Annotated in this window: 19 protein-coding genes; 5 read left to right on the top strand and 14 right to left on the bottom strand. The window is 67.8% G+C overall.

Annotation, left to right across the window (positions count from 1 at the left end; all coding sequences use genetic code 11):
* Positions 1-128: 128 nt before the first annotated feature.
* Positions 129-1757 (bottom strand): ABC transporter substrate-binding protein, encoded by a 1629-nt coding sequence (locus WEE69_08060; protein ID MEX1145242.1) that lies wholly within the window; start codon positions 1755-1757, stop codon positions 129-131.
* A gap of 32 nt (positions 1758-1789) precedes the next feature.
* Entirely contained in the window at positions 1790-3625 is a 1836-nt protein-coding gene (locus WEE69_08065) for a glycoside hydrolase family 15 protein (protein ID MEX1145243.1), read from the bottom strand.
* A 95-nt stretch (positions 3626-3720) separates the two neighbouring features.
* Here WEE69_08065 and WEE69_08070 point away from each other — a divergent pair, with 95 nt between their 5' ends.
* Together WEE69_08070 and WEE69_08075 are read left to right on the top strand one after the other, a co-directional pair.
* A complete protein-coding gene (locus WEE69_08070) occupies positions 3721-4929 on the top strand; it encodes an acetyl-CoA C-acetyltransferase (GenBank protein ID MEX1145244.1) in 1209 nt (402 codons plus the stop codon).
* A 9-nt stretch (positions 4930-4938) separates the two neighbouring features.
* Positions 4939-6036 (top strand): methyltransferase, encoded by a 1098-nt coding sequence (locus tag WEE69_08075; protein ID MEX1145245.1) that lies wholly within the window; start codon positions 4939-4941, stop codon positions 6034-6036.
* A 9-nt stretch (positions 6037-6045) separates the two neighbouring features.
* Here the strand turns inward: WEE69_08075 and WEE69_08080 are convergent, their stop codons facing one another.
* Entirely contained in the window at positions 6046-6951 is a 906-nt protein-coding gene (locus WEE69_08080; protein MEX1145246.1) for an SDR family oxidoreductase, read from the bottom strand.
* Positions 6952-6970: 19 nt separating this feature from the next.
* On the opposite strand from WEE69_08080, the gene WEE69_08085 reads away from it, so the two are divergent.
* Together WEE69_08085 and WEE69_08090 are read left to right on the top strand one after the other, a co-directional pair.
* Complete coding sequence (locus WEE69_08085) at positions 6971-7816, top strand: LLM class F420-dependent oxidoreductase (protein MEX1145247.1); 846 nt, start codon at positions 6971-6973, stop codon at positions 7814-7816.
* The gene (locus tag WEE69_08090; protein MEX1145248.1) at positions 7813-8310 is read left to right on the top strand and encodes a hypothetical protein; all 498 of its coding nucleotides are present in this window, start codon (positions 7813-7815) and stop codon (positions 8308-8310) included. Before WEE69_08085 ends, WEE69_08090 begins: the two co-directional genes overlap by 4 nt.
* Positions 8311-8328: 18 nt before the next feature.
* Here the strand turns inward: WEE69_08090 and WEE69_08095 are convergent, their stop codons facing one another.
* The 8 genes from WEE69_08095 to WEE69_08130 form a co-directional block, all read right to left on the bottom strand.
* Positions 8329-9483, bottom strand: coding sequence for an acetyl-CoA C-acetyltransferase (locus WEE69_08095; GenBank protein MEX1145249.1), 1155 nt, complete (start codon positions 9481-9483; stop codon positions 8329-8331).
* A gap of 23 nt (positions 9484-9506) precedes the next feature.
* Positions 9507-10445 carry an acyl-CoA dehydrogenase family protein gene (locus WEE69_08100; GenBank protein MEX1145250.1) on the bottom strand — a complete coding sequence of 313 codons (939 nt, stop codon included), beginning with the start codon at positions 10443-10445 and terminating at the stop codon, positions 9507-9509.
* A gap of 2 nt (positions 10446-10447) precedes the next feature.
* Positions 10448-11587 carry an acyl-CoA dehydrogenase family protein gene (locus WEE69_08105; GenBank protein MEX1145251.1) on the bottom strand — a complete coding sequence of 380 codons (1140 nt, stop codon included), beginning with the start codon at positions 11585-11587 and terminating at the stop codon, positions 10448-10450.
* 2 nt (positions 11588-11589) lie between these two features.
* Positions 11590-11985, bottom strand: coding sequence for a nuclear transport factor 2 family protein (locus tag WEE69_08110; GenBank protein MEX1145252.1), 396 nt, complete (start codon positions 11983-11985; stop codon positions 11590-11592).
* On the bottom strand, positions 11982-13133 hold the full coding sequence (locus tag WEE69_08115) for a serine hydrolase domain-containing protein (GenBank protein ID MEX1145253.1): 1152 nt from the start codon (positions 13131-13133) through the stop codon (positions 11982-11984). Before WEE69_08115 ends, WEE69_08110 begins: the two co-directional genes overlap by 4 nt.
* Before the next feature lie 2 nt (positions 13134-13135).
* Entirely contained in the window at positions 13136-14191 is a 1056-nt protein-coding gene (locus tag WEE69_08120) for a nitronate monooxygenase (GenBank protein ID MEX1145254.1), read from the bottom strand.
* Positions 14192-14255: 64 nt separating this feature from the next.
* Positions 14256-15020: a CoA-transferase gene (locus tag WEE69_08125; protein ID MEX1145255.1), complete on the bottom strand. Its 765-nt coding sequence runs from the start codon at positions 15018-15020 to the stop codon at positions 14256-14258.
* A gap of 49 nt (positions 15021-15069) precedes the next feature.
* Complete coding sequence (locus WEE69_08130) at positions 15070-15936, bottom strand: CoA-transferase (protein ID MEX1145256.1); 867 nt, start codon at positions 15934-15936, stop codon at positions 15070-15072.
* A 58-nt stretch (positions 15937-15994) separates the two neighbouring features.
* Here WEE69_08130 and WEE69_08135 point away from each other — a divergent pair, with 58 nt between their 5' ends.
* Entirely contained in the window at positions 15995-16858 is an 864-nt protein-coding gene (locus WEE69_08135) for an LLM class F420-dependent oxidoreductase (GenBank protein MEX1145257.1), read from the top strand.
* 57 nt (positions 16859-16915) lie between these two features.
* Here WEE69_08135 and WEE69_08140 read toward each other — a convergent pair whose 3' ends face one another.
* Genes WEE69_08140 through WEE69_08150 form a run of 3 tightly spaced genes read right to left on the bottom strand, consistent with a single transcriptional unit; the run spans position 16916 to position 19372 of the window.
* Complete coding sequence (locus tag WEE69_08140) at positions 16916-18109, bottom strand: lipid-transfer protein (protein ID MEX1145258.1); 1194 nt, start codon at positions 18107-18109, stop codon at positions 16916-16918.
* Between the two features lie 58 nt (positions 18110-18167).
* Positions 18168-18599: an OB-fold domain-containing protein gene (locus WEE69_08145; GenBank protein MEX1145259.1), complete on the bottom strand. Its 432-nt coding sequence runs from the start codon at positions 18597-18599 to the stop codon at positions 18168-18170.
* Complete coding sequence (locus WEE69_08150; GenBank protein ID MEX1145260.1) at positions 18596-19372, bottom strand: enoyl-CoA hydratase family protein; 777 nt, start codon at positions 19370-19372, stop codon at positions 18596-18598. Before WEE69_08150 ends, WEE69_08145 begins: the two co-directional genes overlap by 4 nt.
* Positions 19373-19462 lie beyond the last annotated feature (90 nt).

The raw sequence follows: 19462 nt of genomic DNA on the forward strand, positions 1-19462 counted from the left end.
CTTTTGCCGACCGCTGGCCTATGAGCCGGCGCTTGCGCCGGCGACCATGGAGGCGGCTAGCGGCGGCTTTTGCCGACCGCTGGCCTATGAGCCGGCGCTTGCGCCGGCGACCATGGAGGCGCTAGCAGCTAGCCCGTTCGGGAGAGACCGACGACGGGGATGACCCCGGCGAACAAGGTGCTGGGCTTGCCGTGACCGTCGGGGAGCGGCGGGCCGGCCACACCGCGCACGTCGGTGGCCGACGCGTTCGCCCAGAGCGTGTACCAGACCCAGAGGTTGTAGAGCTGGCTGGCGAATCGCCGGTTGAGGTCGCGGTAGATCTTGGCGCGCGCCTTGGGATCGGACTCCTCCCGGCCGCGGTCGAGCAGGTCGTCGATGACGGGGTCGTCGATCCGCCCGAAGTTCACCAACGAACCGCTGTGCCACCACACGTACTGCGTGTCGGGATCGCCCCCCGGGTGGTTGCGGAAGCCCGCTTGCTGGAAGTCGCCGCCGATCACCCTGCTGATCAGGTTCGCCTGCGCGACGGGCTCGATGGTCATCTCGATGCCGGCTTTGCGCTGCTGATCCTGGACGAGCTCGGTCAGCGCGAGGTTCTCCGCGTCGTTCGCGGTCAGGTAGGTGAACGCGAGCGGTTCGCCGTGCTCGCGCTCGTACTGCCCGACGAGCTTTCGCGCCTTCTTCACGTTCTGTGTGATCCGATCGGGGTAGTCCACGTACGCGGATGACCCCGGCGCGAACGGTCCCCCTGCGATCGTGAGCAAGCCCTTGTTGCGGATGTTGTTCAGCTCCTCCGCGCTCCCGGCGTACGCAACCGCCCGACGAGCGGTGATGTCGTCGAACGGGGGCCGCGACACGTTGAGCATCCCGTAGGCAACTTCGGCCCCGCGATCCGACACCACGAGGTCGACCTCACCGTTCTTCTCGTGCTTCTCCAGCTCGACGATCTGGATCCCGCTGCTCGTGTGGATCACGTCGATATCGCCGCCCAGCAGACCGGTCACCCGCTGCTGCGCCTCGGGCAGCGGCAAGAACGTGATCCCGTCGAGGTACGGAAAGCCCTCGCGCCAGTAGGAGCTGTTGCGTTCGACGGTGAGCGACTCCCCCGGGATCCATCGCACGAACTTGAAGGGACCCGTGCCGATGAGGTTCGTGGCGCACGCGGACTCGTCGGCGAGCTGCGCCGGCGCAGCGATGCCGATGCGCCCCGACCCGAACAGGAACGCCGGGAAGGCGACCCACGGGCGCTTCGTCGTGACGACGACGGTCAGAGGATCGGCAACTTCGACGCTCTCGACGTCTCGGAACGTGAACGTGTTGAGCGGCGCCGCGATCTCGGGGTTGGCACCGCGGTACGTATCGAGGTTGAACTTCACGACCGACGCGTCGAGTGCGGTGCCGTCGTGGAACTGCACACCTTCGCGGAGGGTGATCGTCCACACCGTGTAGTCCTCGTTCGGCTCCACCGACTTCGCGAGGTACGGCACGTACTCGCCCTTGCGGTTGATCGTGATCAACGTGTCGTAGACGGCGTTGATCACCTGGATCCCGGATGCGGCGTATTGCCCGGCCGGCAGGCAGTACCCGTTGACGGTGTCGGTCTCGGCCTCGAGCCCGAACGAGATCGTTCCCCCGCGCTTCGGCTCGCCGCCCGCGGGCGTGCGGGCAGGGCCGGCCGCGTTGGCCGGGAGCGCGACCGCGGCAACCGTCGCCGCGATCACGGCGAGCGCGGAGACGCGGCTGCGGGTCGGGATCATCGGCGGCACTGTATGTCGGACCCTGGAGAAGGTCAGCCCGCCCAGCCCGCGTCGGAGAGCTTCCGGTCGATCGCGTACGCGGCGCTGATCAAGCCGAGATGCGTGAACGCCTGTGGGAAGTTGCCGAGGTGCTCACCGTGCGCACCGAGCTCCTCGCCGTACAACCCGAGATGATTGGCGTAGCCGAGCATCTTCTCGAAGAAGAAGCGGCCCTTCTGCACGTCGCCGGAGCGCGCCAGCACCTCTGAGTACCAGAACGAGCACATGTTGAACGTGCCCTCGTCGCCCACGAGCCCGTCACTCGCAGCATCGCCCGTGCGATAGCGGTACACGAGCGAGTCGTCGACGAGGTCCTTGTCCATTACCCGCAACGTCGAGAGCCACCGGGGATCCGTCGGGCTGATGAACTTCACCATCGGCATCAAGAGGTTCGACGCGTCGACCGTGGTCGCCCCCTTGTGCTGTACGAAGCACCCACGTTCGGGATTCCAGAAGCTTGTCATGATGTCGTCGTAAATCGCGTCGCGCGTCGATCGCCATTTGTCATGCGGATACGGCAGCGACCGCCGATCGGCGAGCCGGATGCCTCGGTCGACCGCAACCCAGCACATCAGCCGCGAGTACAGGAACTCCTGTCGACCGCCGCGCACCTCCCACACCCCTTCGTCCGGGAGCTGCCAGTGCTCGGTCACCCAGTCGACCAGTCGCACGAGGTTGACCCACAGATCGTGCGGGATCGGCTCGCCGTACTTGTTGTAGAGGTAGACGGCGTCCATGAGCTCGCCATAGATGTCGAGCTGGAGCTGGTCGTAGGCGCCGTTGCCGATGCGCACCGGCTTGGACCCCCGATAGCCCTCGAGGTGGGGGAGCGTCTCCTCGGTCAGTGTCGTCCGCCCGTCATGGCCGTACATGATCTGCATGGATCCGTCGGGGTTGAGCTCCATGCAGCGGTCGTAGATCCACCGCATGAACGCCCCGGCCTCATCGGTGTACCCGAGGCGGATGAGCGCGTAGAGCGTGAACGACGCGTCGCGGATCCAGGTGTACCGGTAGTCCCAGTTGCGCTCGCCTCCGATCTCCTCGGGGAGGCCAAAGGTGGCGGCCGCCAGCAGTGATCCATGCGTCTGCGACACGAGGAGCTTGAGGACGAGTGCGGAGCGGTTGACGATCTCGCGCCACCGCCCGGTGTACTGCGAGCGCCCGATCCACGTGCGCCAGAAGTTCACGGTGTCCTTGAACGCGCGGGTCACGTAGTCGGGTGCTTCGGTCGGGCTCGGCATGCCCGGCTCGGCCTCCTCCATCACGAAGGCCGCGGTCTCGCCGGCGCGGAGCTCGAACCTGGCGACGGCCGCGCCGTTCGCGTCGATGGTGACGGGCACGGCGGTGCGCAAACGGACGGCAGTGCCGTCGGCGCCCTTCGACGTGAAGACCACCTCGCCGTCGCGTTGCTCCACGGTGTGCTCGGCGCGGGCGTAATCGAAGCGCGGACCGAAATGCAGGTCGAAGCTCACGTTGCCGCGCACGGTCTTGACGCGCCGCACCAGAATCCGCGGATGGTCGTGAGGATGGATGCCGATCGGCATGAAGTCGGAGACCTCCGCGACCCCCTCGGCTGCGAGGAAGCGTGTGATGAGCACGTTCGTGTCGGGGAGGTAGAGCTGCTTGCGCGCGCCATCCAGGCATGGGCTGATCGAGAATCGACCGCCGCGTTCGCGGTCGAGCAACCCGCAGAAGATGGTCGGCGAGTCGAACCGTGGGAAGGACATGAAGTCGATGGAGCCGTTCTTGCCGACGAGCGCGACCGTGTGGAGGTCGCCGATGATCCCGTAGTCCTCGATCGGCTGGTAGTCGTTCGCAGCGTCGACCACGAATCCCCCTCGCTCGCTCGTTCCTCTAGTTCGCTCCAGGTCGGGAGTCGGATGTACAAAGGGACCCGCCCAGCATCGCTCAGGAGCCTGATCCCATGCTCGAAGCCGTGATCGTCGCCGCCACCCGAACGCCAATCGGGAGGGCCAACAAGGGTTCGCTCGTCGACTGCCGACCCGACGACCTCTCCGCTGGAATCGTCAAGGCTGCGCTCGCGAAAGTCCCGGCGCTCGACCCGGCCGAGGTCGAAGACGTCCTGTGGGGCTGCGGCCAGCCGGCGGGCGAGTCGGGCTACAACGTTGCCCGCGTCGTCGCGATCCTCGCTGACCTCGACGCCCCCGGCGTGACCGTCAATCGCTACTGCTCGTCTTCGCTCCAGACGATTCGCATGGCGGCACACGCGATCAAGGCCGGTGAAGGTGATGTGTTCGTCGCCGGCGGCGTCGAGACGGTCAGCCGCTTCCTCAAGGGCATGTCCGACGGCTTACCCGACACGCACAACCCGGTGTTCGCGGACGCCGAGGCGCGTACGGCGCAGCGCACCAAGGGCGGTCAAGGCCCGTGGACGCCGCCGACGGGTCTCCCCGACGTGTACCTCGGCATGGGTGACACCGCGGAGAACGTCGCCGAGCACGAGAGCGTCACGCGCGAGCGCATGGACGAGTTCGCGGCGTTGTCACAGACCCGCGCTGTAGAAGCACAGAAGAACGGCTTCTTCGAGCGCGAGATCACGCCCGTCACCGCTCCCGACGGCACGGTCGTAAGCGTCGACGACGGTCCGCGCCCCGACACGACCGTCGAGAAGCTCGCCCAGCTGCAGCCGGTGTTCCGACCCGACGGTACGGTCACCGCGGGGAATGCGTGCCCGCTGAACGACGGTGCAGCGACGACCATCGTCATGAGCGACACCCGTGCGAAGGACCTCGGCATCACGCCGCTGGCGCGCATCGTCGCATCAGGCGTCTCGGCGATCGACCCCGAGATCATGGGTCTCGGACCGATCGGCGCGAGCCGTCAGGCACTCGAGCGCGCGGGGATGACGATCGATCAGATCGACCTCGTGGAGATCAACGAGGCGTTCGCTGCGCAGGTGATCCCGTCGGCCGACCAGCTCGGCGTCCCGTGGGAGAAGCTGAACGTGAACGGTGGCGCGATCGCACTCGGTCACCCCTTCGGCATGACCGGCGCGCGCATCATGGCCACGCTGCTCAACGGGCTCGACGACCGAGGCGGACGCTACGGACTCGAGACCATGTGCGTCGGTGGCGGCCAGGGCATGGCGATGATCATCGAGCGACTGGCCTAGGCGAACCCAGTGCCGGGGCAGCGGACGGCACGCGTCCCGCCGGCCTGGTTGATACGGCCGCTGCTCGCGGTGCGCAACGGCATCGCGGGCGTCCACCGGGGAATGGTCCCGCCCGAGGTCGTGCTCCTCGAAACCACGCTCGGGGTCATCGACACGAAAACACTCGGCGTGGTCGCGGAGCTCGGCGTCGCGGATCAACTCGCAGTCGGGCCGATGACGGGCGACGCGCTCGGCGCGGCTTGCTCCGCCGATGCCGACGCACTCACGCGCGTCCTACGTTACCTGGTGAGTCGCGGCTTCTTCCGCACGACGCGCGACGGCCGCTTCCGGAACAACAAGCGCTCGGAGCTCCTGCGCGATCTCGACGGTTCCGCGCGGGCCTGGGCGAGGTTCATCGGCGCCGACTGGCACGTCGACATCTGGAACCACCTCGAGCACTCGGTGCGAACCGGAGGCGCCGCCACCGAGGTTGCGCTCGGTCGGCCGTTCTGGGAGTACCTCACCGAGGTGAACCCCGCAGCCGGTGCCGTGTTCGACGAAGCGATGGAGTCGGCGTCGGCGGTGCAGATGGGTGTGGTGGCGCGAAAGTACGACTGGAGCGCGTGCACGCGGGTGTGTGACGTGGGTGGTGGCACCGGCACGCTCCTCTCCGCGATCCTCGCTCCGCAAGAGTACCTACGGGGAGTCCTGTTCGATCTGCCCACTGTCGTGGCGAAGTCGGGCCCGGTGTTGGAGGCCGCCGGTGTCGCTGACCGCGTCGAGGTGATCGGTGGCGACTTCTTCGCGGCGGTGCCGGAGGGTTGCGACCGCTATGTGCTCCAAGCGATCGTCCATGACTGGGACGACGAGTCGTGCGTGCGGTTCCTGTCGAACTGTCGTGACGCGATGGCTCCTGGTGGTCGTGTCCTCGTGCTCGAGTTCACGATGCCTGAGCACGACGGCGCCCACTTCGCAAAGTCGACCGACCTCGAGATGCTCGTCGACACCGGCGCGGGCCGGGAGCGAACCCGCGCCGAGTTCGACGCCCTTTTCGCCCGCGCCGGCCTCCGCGTCCGTAAGGTCATCCCGATCGTCCTCACCGCCATGTTTGAGCTCGAAGCCGCCTGAGCGCCTCCGCTACGCGGTGCCGTACACGGGGTCTGGCGCGCGCAGCTCGCTGAGCAGGTCGTGCACGACGGGGCCGAGCTCCGCGGGGTCCCAGCGCCCCTTCTTGACCCGCCGCGGTCCGTGGTGCCATCCGTCGGCGACGCTCACGACGCCCCCCTCGAGCTCGAACACACAGCCCGTCACGTCGCGGGCTTCGGTACTCCCGAGCCAGACGACGAGTGGTGAGACGTTCGTAGGATCCATGGCGTCGAAGCCGGATTCTGGCTTCTTCATCATGTAGGCGAAGGCGTCCTCGGTGAGGCGCGTGCGTGCCGACGGCGCAATCGCGTTCGCCGTCACCCCGTAACGTGCGAGCTCGGCCGCCGTCACGAGAGTGAGCGCCGCGATGCCACCCTTGGCCGCGCTGTAGGCCCCCTGGCCCATGCTGCCGAGGAGCCCCGCGCCGCTACTGGTGTTGATGATGCAGGCGTCGACGGAGTCGCCGGCCTTCGAGCGATCGCGCCAATATCCGGCTGCATGACGAGTCGGGGCGAAGTGGCCCTTGAGGTGCACACGCACGACGTCGTCCCACTCGTCCTCGCCCGTGCTCACGATCATCCGGTCGCGCACGATCCCGGCGTTATTCACGAGAACGTCGAGGCCACCGAACTCGTCGAGAGCGATCTGCACCATCCGCGCCGCGCCGTCCCAGCTCGAGACGTCATCGGCGTTGGCGACGGCTTCGCCTCCGGTGTCGCGAATCTCCTCGACAACCTCGTTGGCTGCTTCGCTCGACGGCTCAGTGCCATCGCGAGCGACGCCATAGTCGTTCACGACGACGCGAGCGCCCTGGCGCGCGAACTCGAGCGCATGCTCACGGCCGAGCCCTCGACCCGCACCGGTGACGATCACCACACGCCCATCGCAGATGCTCATGAAGGATTACCGTACCGCGATGCATTTCGGGATCACGATGTTCGCGACCGACCTCACGATGTCCGTGCACGAGCTCGCGCGCGCCGCGGAGGAACGCGGGTTGCACTCTCTGTACATCCCGGAGCACACGCACATCCCCACCAGCCGTCTCACACCCCCACCGACCGGTGACGGCAAGCTCTCGGAGGAGTACTCCCGCACCGTCGATCCGTTCGTTGCGCTCGGCGCGGCGGCGGCGGCCACGGAACGGATCCGACTCGGAACGGGTATCTGCGTCGTGGCACAGCGCGATCCGCTGGTGACGGCCAAGGCGGTGGCCACCCTCGACCAGATCTCGAATGGACGCGTCGAGCTCGGTGTCGGGTTCGGCTGGAACCGTGACGAGATCGAGCACCACGGCGTCGACTTCGCCACCCGGCGCGATCTCGCACGAGAGCACGTGCTCGCGATGAAGGCGCTGTGGACACACGACGTTGCGGAGTTCCAAGGCGATCTCGTGCACTTCGGACCCTCGTGGGCGTGGCCGAAGCCGGTGCAGACGGGCGGGCCGCCGGTGCTCTTCGGCGGAACACCCGGGCCGAAGCTGTTCGCTCACATCGCCGAGTACGGCGACGGGTGGATCCCGATCGGGGGCGCTGGTGTGCGCGCCGCGCTCCCCGACCTCCACCGGGCGTGCGACACGGCCGGTCGCGACCCCGCCGCGCTGCGGGTCGTGCCGTTCGGCACGCTCCCAGATCCGGGCAAGCTCGACTACTACGCGAGCATCGGGATCGACGAAGTCGTCCTGCGGGTACCGGGTGGCGACGCCAACACCGTCACACCCGTCCTCGACGAGTACGCGACGTTGGTGGAGGCAAGCACGTGAGGCAGCGCGGAACGACGACCAGCGTGGTTGCACTCGCCACCATCGCTGTCGTCTTGGGATGGGTAGCACCGGTCGGCGCTGTGGGAGGTGTCGGCGGGTGCGCGCTCGCGACGAAGAAGGAGGTGTCCAAGATCCTCGGCGCCAAGGTCACCAAGACCAAGAACAAGGTCGACAAGGACAGCGGCGCCCAAACCTGCACGTACAAGACGAACGAGTTCGACTCTGAGGTGCTCGAGGCATCGGGGGCACCACTCCAGGTCGTGATCACGTGGGGTCCGATCCCCGACTCGCTCCGTGGACAATATGAGGGGTCCGAGATACTCGAAGGACTCGGTGACGTCGCCTATGACCTTGGCTTCGGTCAGGTGGTGGCGTTCAGCGGCGAGCAGTCGGTGGATGTGACCGTGGAGAACTCCGAGTCGCCCGAGGGCAAGCTGTCGAAGAAGGCGCAGAAGGCGATCCGCCTCGCGCTGCCTCGACTTCCCGTCGACTAGCGGCGCGCGGGGTCGCGCCTACGGCAGGCGCTCGATGATCGTGACGTTGGCCTGGCCGCCGCCCTCGCACATCGTCTGCAGTCCGTAGCGGCCACCGGTGCGCTCGAGCTCGTTGAGCAAGGTGGTCATGAGACGCGTGCCGGTGGCGCCGAGCGGGTGCCCGAGCGCGATCGCGCCGCCGTTGACGTTCACCTTCTCGAGGTCGGCGCCTGTCTCTCGCTGCCAAGCGAGCACCACCGACGCGAACGCCTCGTTGATCTCGACCAGGTCGATGTCATCGAGCGACATTCCGCTCTTCTCCAACGCGTACGCAGTCGCGGGAATCGGTGCGGTGAGCATGAAGATCGGGTCGGCGCCACGCACGGAGAGGTGGTGGATCCGCGCGCGCGGCTTCAGGCCATGAGTCTTGAGCGCGGCCTCGGAGACGACCAACGTGGCGGTGGCGGCGTCGGAGAGCTGCGACGAGACCGCGGCGGTCAGCCGGCCACCCTCGACGAGCGCGGGCAGCTGCGCCATCTTCTCGAGCGACGTGCCCCGTCGCGGCCCTTCGTCAGTGTCGATGCCAGCCAGCGGGACGATCTCAGGATCGAACCGGCCTTCGTCCTGGGCGCGGATGGCACGCTCATGACTCTCGAGAGCGAACGCTTCCATCTCCTCACGGGAGATGCCCCACTTGTCCGCGATCATCTCGGCGCCGCGGAACTGTGACACCTCCTGCGTTCCGTAGCGCGCGACCCAACCTTCCGAGCCCGAGAAGGGATCGCTGAAGCCGAGCGGCTCCGTGGCGGTCAGCGCGTACGCGATCGGGATCATGCTCATGTTCTGCACGCCGCCGGCGACGATGACGTCGTTGGTGCCGCTCATGACCGCCTGCGCAGCGAAGTGGAGCGCTTGTTGCGACGACCCGCACTGGCGGTCGATCGTCGTGCCCGGGACCTCCTCGGGGTAGCCGGCGGCCAACCAGCAGGTGCGGGCGAGGTCGCCGGCCTGCGGACCGAGTTGGTCGACGACGCCAAGGAACACGTCTTCGACGGCGAGCGGGTCGAGGTCGTTGCGCTCGACCACGGCCTTGATCACGTGCGCACCCAGGTCGGCCGGGTGGACGTGCGACAACCCGCCGCCCTTCTTCCCGACCGCGGTGCGAGCAGCGTCGACGATGTAGGCCTCGGGCATCGGGAACCAACCTTTCTCCAGGGTTAGAGGATCGCGCGTCCGACGCGGGCCCGGTGCCAAGCCGCGTCACCCCAGGTCGCGGCCAGGGCCCATGCGCGCTTCATGAAGAGGTGCAGGTCGTACTCGAAGGAGTAGCCGATCGCCCCGTGACACTGGAGGGCCTTGCCCGCCGTGAGGAGCGCCGCGTCCCCGGCCGACGCCTTGGCCATCGACACGTGGACCGGGGATTCGGACTCACCCTCGCTCATCGACCACGCTGCCCGGTACACGAGCGGCCGCGCGAACTCCAGCGCGATGCGAGCATCCGCGAGGTGGTGCTTCACCGCTTGGAAGCTGCCGACCGGGGCACCGAACTGCTGACGTTCGATGACATAGGCCACGGTCATGTCGAGCATCCGGCGCGTCAAACCGATGAGCTGCGCCGCGGTGCCGAGCGCCCCCCGATCGAACGCACGGTGAAACGCGTCGGCATCGGCCACGCGCGCACCTGAGCCGGTAACTTCACCGAGCCGACGCGATCCGTCGACAGAGGTCGCGATCGGTGCAACGTCGAAGTCTTCGAGGACCACCACGCCGGCTTCGCTACCCATCACGACCGTGTCGGCGCTGTCCGCGTACACAACCGGACCCTGCCCTTCGAAGGCGGTGACCACGGTGATCTCACCCGCCCTCGCACTGCCGGGGTCAGCAAGCAGCGGCGTCGCCACGACCGCGTGCTCGACGACAGGCTCCGGTACGGCTGCATACCCGGTCTCTTCGAGCACGAGCACAACGTCGATGTCTCGCAGCTCGAGCGCAGCACCCAGCACGCCCATCTCCGCGAGTCGACTCCACACCTTGTCGGTGCGCCCGCTGCTGTTCGTCCACGCGTCGCGGACGACCGAGGGGGGACACTCGCGCGCGAGCAGGTCTCGCACGGCGTCGCGGAAGGCGAGCTGCTCTTCGGTGAACGCGAACCTCATCGCTACCTACGCGGTAAACCGAGCACGCGCTCAGCGATCAGGTTGCGCTGGATCTCGTTCGTGCCGGCATAGATCGGCCCGGAGAGTGCGAACTGGTAGCCCTTCATCCAGCCCGTGTCGTCGCGCTCGGCATCGACGCCGAGCAGCTCGAGCGCGGTCTCGTGCATTCGCACGTCGAGGTCGGACCAGAACACTTTGGTCAGGCTCGACTCGGGGCCGAGCTGCTCACCGGCGGTCATGCGCGTCACGGTGAGAAACGTCTGCCATCGATAGGCTTCGGCGTCAATCGACGCGCGCGTCACCGCGTCGCGGAGTCGCGCTTCATCGGGATCAGCCCGCTCGCGCCACAAGTCGATCAGGCGCGCCGCGGTGGCCGTGAACCGCCCCGGGCTTCGCAAAGTGAGACCGCGCTCGGAGCTCGTCGTGACCATCGCGACGCCCCAACCTTCGTGCACCGCGCCGAGCACGTCGGCGTCCGGCACGAACACGTCGTCGAGGAACACCTCGGCGAAGCCTTCGTCGCCGTCGAGCCGACCGAACCCGCGCACCGTCACCCCCGGCGCATCGAGCGGGACGAGGAAGTACGTGAGGCCGCGGTGCCGTTCGGCTTCGGGGTCGCTGCGGAAGAGGCCGAACAGGTGGGTGCAGAACGCGCCGCGTGTAGTCCAGGTCTTCTGCCCGCTGAGGCGCCAACCCCCGCTGGCTTCGTCGCGCACTGCCTTGCTCTGGATGGCCGCAAGGTCGCTGCCCGCGTTCGGCTCCGACCACCCCTGACACCACAGGTCCTCCGCCGCGGCCATCCGCGGCAGGATCCGGTCCTGCTGCTCCTTCGTTCCGAACTCGAAGACCGTCGGTGCGAGCAGGAAGATCCCGTTCTGGGTCACGCGCTGCGGCCCACCGGCCCGGTAGTACTCCTCTTCGAAGATGAGCCACTCCATGGGCGTCGCGCCACGCCCGCCGTACTCATCGGGCCAAGACACGACAGCAAAGCGCGCTTCGTGCAGTGCGCGCTCCCACTCGAGATGCGCCGCGAAACCGTCGCGCGTGTCGCCCGACCGCAGCCCGTGCGGCACGTTGGCCTCGAGCCAAGCCCGGCTCTCCGCGCGGAATGCGTCCTCTGCGGGTGTGAACGTGAGATCCACGACTACTCGCCCTGAGCGGAGCGAGCCAATGCAGCCGGGTCGTCGTAGTACTCGCGCCACCACACGATCACGCCGTCGCGCAGCTCGCACACGTTCATGCCGCGCCAGGTGATCTCACCGCCGTCACTGCGCCGCGCGACGGTGATCGTCCAGTCGCACATCACGACGTTGTCGTCACCGACGGCGAGATGGTGGAAGTCGAACGACACCGGCTTGGCCCATTGGAACGACTGTCGCGCCATTGGCTCGTACTCGCCGTGGCCACGCACTGTTCGATTCGGGGTCTCGAGCACGACGTCCTCGGCGAAGCATGCGAGGTACCCGTCAAGGTCCTCGGCCAGCCACGCAATGCGCCGCCGCTCGTAGACGGCGCGGGCTTCGTCGAGGGTGATGCTCACGAGAGCGCCTCGTATGCGGCCTTGACCAGCGCGCCGCCCCTCGGATCGAGGTTCGTCATCGACATCTTCATCTGACTCATGACGTAGGCGAACCCGAGCCCCCGGTTGGGATCGGCGAACGCGGTCGAACCGCCGGCGCCCGAGTGGCCAAACGTCCGCGGGCCAACGCCCGGAGGGAACGTCGGCGCCAGCATGAACCCGAGGCCGATCGTCAACGGCTGACCCACGACGCAGTCAGGCCCGTCGGAGAGCACCTGGCTCGCGCGCTCGACGGTCTCGTCGGTCAGGAGCCGGACTCCGTCGACCTCGCCGATGCACGCCGCGTACATGCGCGCCAGCGACCGCGCGTCGCTGTGCCCGTTCGACGAGGGCATCTCCGCGGCGCGCAGCTGGCGCGTGTTCCACATGTCGTTGTAGGCGAACAATTGAGAAGGGCCGCTCATGACGCGGCCCATGAGCGTGGACTGGTCGCTGAGCACTGCGTCGACGAGCGCCTGTGTCTCCGCGTCGTACTGGACCGGGTACATGCGGGCGACGCGCGGGTCCAGCTGCTCGGAGACGCCGATGTGGAAGTCGAGATCCAACGGTGCCGCGATCTCCTGTGAGAAGTAGGTCCCCGGGCTTACGCCGGTGATGCGACGGATGATCTCTCCCACGATCCAGCCGTACGCGCGCGTGTGGTAGCCGTGCTTCGTTCCCGGATCCCACACGGGCGCCTGCGCGGCGATCCCCTCCACGATCGGATCCCACGCGGCAACGTCGTCGAGCGTGAAGTCGCCCTGCACCTCGGCGAGCCCGGCGCGGTGCGACAGCGCCCACGCCACGGTGATGCTCGACTTGCCGTTGGCCGCGAACTCCGGCCAGTAGTCGGCGACCGGCGCGTCCGGATCGAGGCGTCCCTCTTGAATGAGCTTGTTGGCGCACACCGCGGTCGCGCCCTTCGTGCACGAGTACACGATGACGATCGTGTCCTTCGCCCACGGACGCGGCGGATCGACCTCGGCGAGCCCACCCCAGATGTCGACGACGGGCTCCCCGTTGAGATACAGGCTGCACGCGGCACCCACCTCGTCGTGCTCGTCGAAGTTGCTCGCGAATGCGTCGGCCACGGGCTCGAAGCCCGGTGCGACGGTCCCTTCGATCTGCACGGTCAACCCTCCAGTCGCCGCAGCGTCGCGTCGGCCTCGGCGATGATCCGATCGATCAGCTCGGCGACGGTCGGCAGCTCGTCGATCACGCCAACGCCCATGCCGGTGGGCAGGATCCCGGTCTCGAGATGGCCGTCCACCATCGACGCCTTCGTGAGCATCGGCGCGTTCGCAGCCATCATCATCTGCCCATAGGTGAGGTCCTGGCTGCGCTTCATGGCAAGGCCCTCACGGACGAGCTCACGCAGCGGCGTGCCCGTCAGCTTGCGGAAGCGGAGCGCGTTGATCGCAGCCCGAGGGAACGCGATGAGCCGACCGGCGCCTTCGAGCCGATCGATCACCTTCGTGCGGATCACGCGCTGCGGCGCGCCGTCGATGGCACGCGTCACGACCGTTCCTGTGACCGGCGTGTCGAGGTACACCGACTTCACGTCGTCGGGGACGCGGCTCTCCTTGGTCAGCAGGAAGCGTGTGCCCATGGCGACACCAGCCGCGCCGTACGCGAGCGCCGCGACCAGGCCGCGCCCATCGAAGAAACCGCCCGCCGCAACCACGGGGATGTCGACGGTGTCGACCACCTGCGGCACGAGCAAGGTGGTGGGCACGACTCCGGTGTGCCCACCACCTTCGGCGCCTTGCGCGATGACCGCGTCGACACCGAGCTCAGCGACCTTTTCGGCGTGGCGACGGGCGCCGATGGTCGGCATGACCACGAGCCCTGCGTCCTTGAGCTTCTTCACGATCCGCTCAGGCGGCGGGCTCGCAAAGCTCGCGACTCGCACACCTTCCGCGATCAACACATCAGCGCGATCCTCGATGTCGGGCGCGTCGGCGCGCATGTTCACGCCGAACGGCCTGTCGGTCCGCTCCTTGATCTCCTGGACCGCAGGGCGTAGCTCGTCGAACGTAAGTGTCGCACCGGCGAGGATCCCCAGCCCGCCCGCGTTGCTCGTGGCCTGCGTGAGCCCGGGGCCGGCTACCCAGCCCATACCGGTCTGCACGATCGGGTACTGCACGCCGAACAGGTCGCACAGCCGCGTGTGCAGCGCCGCGTGCATCAACGACCCCTGGTTTTGGCGTCGCAGACAGTCGGTATGCGACAGCTATCGACGCCAAAACGATTCATGGCGCGACCTCGGCGTCGCGGAGGGCTCGAGGGTCGAGGACCTCGCGCAAGAGACGCAGGTCTTCGTCGGTCGGCACGCGAGTCTCGGGAACGTCGGACGCCACGACGAGCGGGAAACCGGTGGCCTCCTGGACCGCTTCGACCGTGACCCCCGGGTGGAGTGATCGCACGCGCATCGAGTGGTCGGGTGACTCGAAGTCGAGCACCGCGAGGTTCGTCACGACCTGGCGGATCTGGTGGAACTCGGACGCGGTGGATCCGGCTGCTGCAGCCCGGTTGTAGCCAACACCCGACACGCAGTCCACGGCCGGCACGAAGACGCGCGTCGAGTGCTGGGGCACCCAGTAGCTCGTGGGGTGATTCACCGTGTTCCCAGGGGCACCACGAACGCCGAGCAGCTGGGCCTTTGGCTTCGACCACGGGCCGATGCACGCGATGTTCTGATTCCCGAACTGGTCGATCTGGGTCGCGCCCATCATCACGTGGCGCTTACCGGCCCATACGACGTCGAACATCTTGCCGAACGGCATCCACGCCTCGACGACCTTGGCGGCGTCGGGCGCCGCGTCCGGGGGGAGCGGCGCTCCGAGTTGGAACGCGTCGCCGTCGGTGTACACGAGATCGGGCTCGAAGGTGAGTGCCGCCAGTCGCGACCCGAGGGTCGGGATCACCCCGATGGGACTCGCCAGGATCTCGCCGTCACCGCGCCACGCCTCTGCGCACGCGACGACGCAGATCTCGGCGAGCGTGGCGGCGCTCATCACCCTTTGCTCCGCTCCCACTCCGCTACTTCCGCTCGCTGCGCTCGCTTCATCCGCTTCGCTCGCTCCGCAGGCTCTCTTCCGCGAGTTTCCGGTACTCGGGTTCCGGCACGTCGACCCACTTGGTGCGGAACGCGACCCAGGCTTCCGCGTCCTTCGCGGTGCTCGCGTATTCGCGCTGGAGTGCTTCGTCGCGTTGGTAGTCGGGAACGCAGTGCGTGAAGTGCGCCCCGAGCGGAGCCTCGATCACACCATCGGTCCACAGGCGGCTGATCCGAATCGTCTCCGGCGCACCTTCACGGGCGAAGTCCGCTGGTTCGACCACCCGCTCGCATGACACGAACGTCTGGCTGGCTGCCATCGCGAAGAGATCGTCGAAGTACCAGTCGGGACCGAGGTACTGGGCGTCCCCGCGCGCGTCGGCACGATTCGCGTGCAGCAGGGCGACGTCGAGTGGCAACGCCGGCATCGCAACCAGCTCCCGATCGTCATACGGAGAAGTGACCGTGCGCAGGTTGGGGTTGTTCTCCATGATCGCCGAACCAATTCCAGCGCGGCACGGCAAAAAGGAGACGCGCCACGCGGCAGCGCGGAGTCCGAGTTGGAGCATGCCCTCGTCCAGCTCCATCGCCTCGATCGTGCCGTTCTGGCGCGCGTTGCGGAAATGCGGCTCGAGGGGGATCGTGTCGAGCGACACGAACCCGTATACGGCCTTGCGCACCTTCCCTGCCGCGCACAACATGCCGACGTCAGGCCCGCCGTAGCTGACGATTGTGAGGTCAGTCAGCGACGAACGCAGGATGGCGCGGACGATCGACATCGGCTTTCGGCGCGATCCCCACCCCCCGATGCCGATCGTCATGCCGTCGCGCAGCTCGTCGACGACGTCCTCTTCGTTCAGCCTCTTGTCGGTCACGCGGCGAGGAGGCTATCTGACACTCCATCAGATGAACCGTGGCCGATACGGTGACGCCATGAAGTTCGGGGTGATGCCACCTGCGCACGGACGGTTCCTGTCGTCCCCCGACATGATCGGGGAGTACGCGCGCGTGGCCGAGGATGCGGGCTTCGAGTCGATTTGGGTGTTCGAGCACGCGGTGATCCCCGCGGGGTACGACTCGATCTACCCGTACAACGCCGAGGGTCGGATCGGAATCGAGGATGAAGACCTGCCCGACCCGCTCGGGCTGCTCGCGTTCCTCGCCGGTGTCACCGAACGTCTCGTGCTCGGCACCGGTGTCCTGATCCTCCCCCAGCGCAGCCCGGTGATCTGTGCGAAGGAGTGCGCCACGGTGGACGCTCTGTCCGAAGGCCGGTTACAGCTCGGGATCGGCGTCGGCTGGCTCCGCGAGGAGGCCGAGGCGGTCGGGACGAAGTTCGAGGATCGCGGACGACGCACCGACGAGTACATCGAGGCGATGCGTGTGCTGTGGCGTGAGCCGGAGGCCACGTTCCACGGCGAGTTCACGAGCTTCGACCGGGCCAAGAGCAACCCGAAGCCTGCGCAGTCCGACGGCGTGCCCATCCACATCGGCGGCCACAGCGCGGCCGCGGCGCGACGCGCCGGACGCCTCGGCGATGGCTGGTTCCCGATCGGTCTGGACGCAGATGACTTCGAACAGCGACGCGCCGAGATGAACACCGCCGCGCGTGACGCGGGCCGGAACCCCGACACGATCGAGATCACCTACAACCGTGGTAGCAAGCCGGACACCGTCAAGCGCTACGCCGACCTCGGTGTGTCGCGCTGGGTGGTCGCGGCGTGGGCCGACGACCTCGAGTCGTGCAAGCGCGCGCTCGGCGAGCTCTCGCAGACCCTGGTCGCCCCGATGTCCTAACTGGGGTGCGTCTTTGAGCCCGGAATAGCCGGGTGAGGGACGCACCCAGGTGTGGGGTCAGCGGGTGACGATGACGCTGGAGCCGTGACCGAAGAGGCCTTGGTTGATCGAGAGGCCGACGGTGGCTCCTTCGACCTGCCGCTCCCCTGCTTCGCCGCGAAGCTGGCTGACGAGCTCGCACACCTGGGCGATCGCCTGCGCCGGGATCGCCTCGCCGAAGCACGCCAGACCGCCGCTCGGGTTCACCGGTACGCGTCCGCCGAGCGTCGTGGCGCCGGAGTGCAGAAGGGACTCCGCATCACCCGGCCCGCAGAGACCGATGTTCTCGTACCAGTCGAGCTCGAGCGCTGTGGACAGGTCGTACACCTCGGCACACGACAGGTCTTCGGGTCCGACCCCCGCTTCTTCGTACGCGGCGTGCGCGATCGAGTCGCGGAACGACCGTTCCGGGAGCGCGGCACCGACTGCTGAATCGGTGGCGATGTCGGGCATGTCGAGGAACGTGTTCGGATACGTGGGCGTGACGGTTGAAACCGCGGCCACGCGCACGTGTCGCGCGCGATCAGCGTGACGCGCCGCGAAGTCGGCGCTCGCGAGCACGACGGCCGCGCCGCCATCGCTCGTGGCACAGATGTCGACCAGGCGCAGCGGGTCGGCGACGACGGGCGACTCGGCGATCTCGTCCTCGGTGAACTCCTTGCGATAACGGGCGTTCGGGTTGTGCAGTCCGTGACGACTGTTCTTCACCTTGACTGCCGCGAAGTCCTTCGAGGTCGCGCCGTACATCTCCATGCGTCGACGTGCGTACAACGCGAAGTACGTGGGGTTCGTCGCGCCCAGCACATGGAAGCGGAGCCAGTCCGGGTCTTGGGGGCGATCGCCGGGGAGCGGCCCGAAGAAGCCTTGCGGTGCGGTGTCGGCGCCGACGGCGAGCGCGACATCGGCCTTGCCCGCCTGGATGCGCGCCCGGGCCGCTTCGATCGCGACGGCACCCGATGCGCACGCGGCGTACGTGGACGAAACCGGGATCCCTCGCCATCCGAGCGCCTGGGCGAACGTCGATCCGGCGACGTACCCGGGGTACCCGTTGCGCATCGTGTTCCCGGCGGCGAGGAACTGCACGTCGGCCCACTCGAGGCCGGCATCAGCGAGCGCGGCTCGCGCCGCGACCGCGCCGTATTCCACGAAGCTGTTGCCCCACTTCCCCCACGGGTGCATGCCCGCTCCGAGCACCACGACCTCCTCCTTCATGGGTCGCTCCGCTCCGCCCTCACGGCCGTCCGACCAGGGCTGCGCTGCGCTCCGACCGTCACGCCGGCTTCCACTTCCAGACGGTGCGCACGGACTCGTCGTCCTCGTAGAGTGGCTCGATGACGAGGTGCATCTCCGAGCCGACCGACAGCGTCGCGATGTCCGTGCCGGCGGCGAGCTGCCCGAGCACCACCATGCGCTCATCGGCGAGCTCGACCGCAGCGATGCCGTAGGGCTCGAACGGCTCGCGAGCGGGATACGGCGGTGGCGGCGCGTACCGGTTGTCCGTGAACGACCACAGCGTGCCGCGCGTCGACAGCTCGACGTCGGCAAGCTCGGTGCCGCCGCACGCCGGGTTTGCGCAGAACGACCACTGCTTCGGGAAGAACGAGCCGCCGCACGCGGGACACCGGCCGCCGAGCAATCGGCCCGAGCCGTCGGGCTCTTCACGGAAGAGCCCGTCGACGACCGGAACGCGCGGCTTGGTCATCCGAGATCCTCGTTGGACCGGAGATCGGCCTCGCGCTTGTCGACGAACGCCTGGCGCAGCTCGTCGGAGTCACCCCAGAGCTGCAGCTCGTACGTGAACCCCTGCTCGATGCGGTACGCGCGCTTCACATCCACCGGCTCGATGATGTTCAGCGACTCCTTGGCGCGCCGGATCACCAGCGGGCTCTTCTTGGCGATGACCTGAGCGATCTCGCGCGCCGCGGCCATGAGCTCTGCGCGAGGCACCACCCGCTCGACGGTCCCGTACGACAGCAGCTCCTGCCCGGTCACCATCTGACCCGTGAAGAACATCGCCCGCACCTTGTGCTGCGGGACGAGACGCGCGAGATGCGTGCCGACACCGAGCGCACCCCGGTCCACCTCCGGCACGCCGAACTGTGCGTCATCGGCCGCCACCACGATGTCTGCGTTGCCCGCGATCGACACTCCACTGCCGAGGCAGAAGCCGTGCACCGCGGCGATCACCGGCACCTCGCAGTCGTACATGGCGGCGAAGGTGTCCCAGCAGCCCTTGCTCACCTCGAGCAGCGAGTGCTTGGTGGGATCGGCGGCCAGCTCCTTGATGTCGACGCCGACCTGGAAGCCCCGCAGCTCGGGGTTCGCCGCGATGATCATCACGTGTACGTCGGGGTCGCTCCCGAGGCGACGGATCGTCTCGGCCAGCTGCTGGAAGCCGGCGACCGGGAGCGCGTTCACCGGAGGGTTGTCGATGATCACTTCCGCGATGTGGTCGCGCACGTCGGAGCGGATCACGAGCCGGAGCGTAGTGGCGAGCCGGAGCGAGCGACCGCAGCGAGCGGGGCCTCAGCGGCCTGGCCCGAAGGGCCATGAGCGGGAGGGGCG

Source organism: Acidimicrobiia bacterium (assembly GCA_040881685.1).
Lineage (GTDB): Bacteria > Actinomycetota > Acidimicrobiia > IMCC26256 > PALSA-555 > SHVJ01.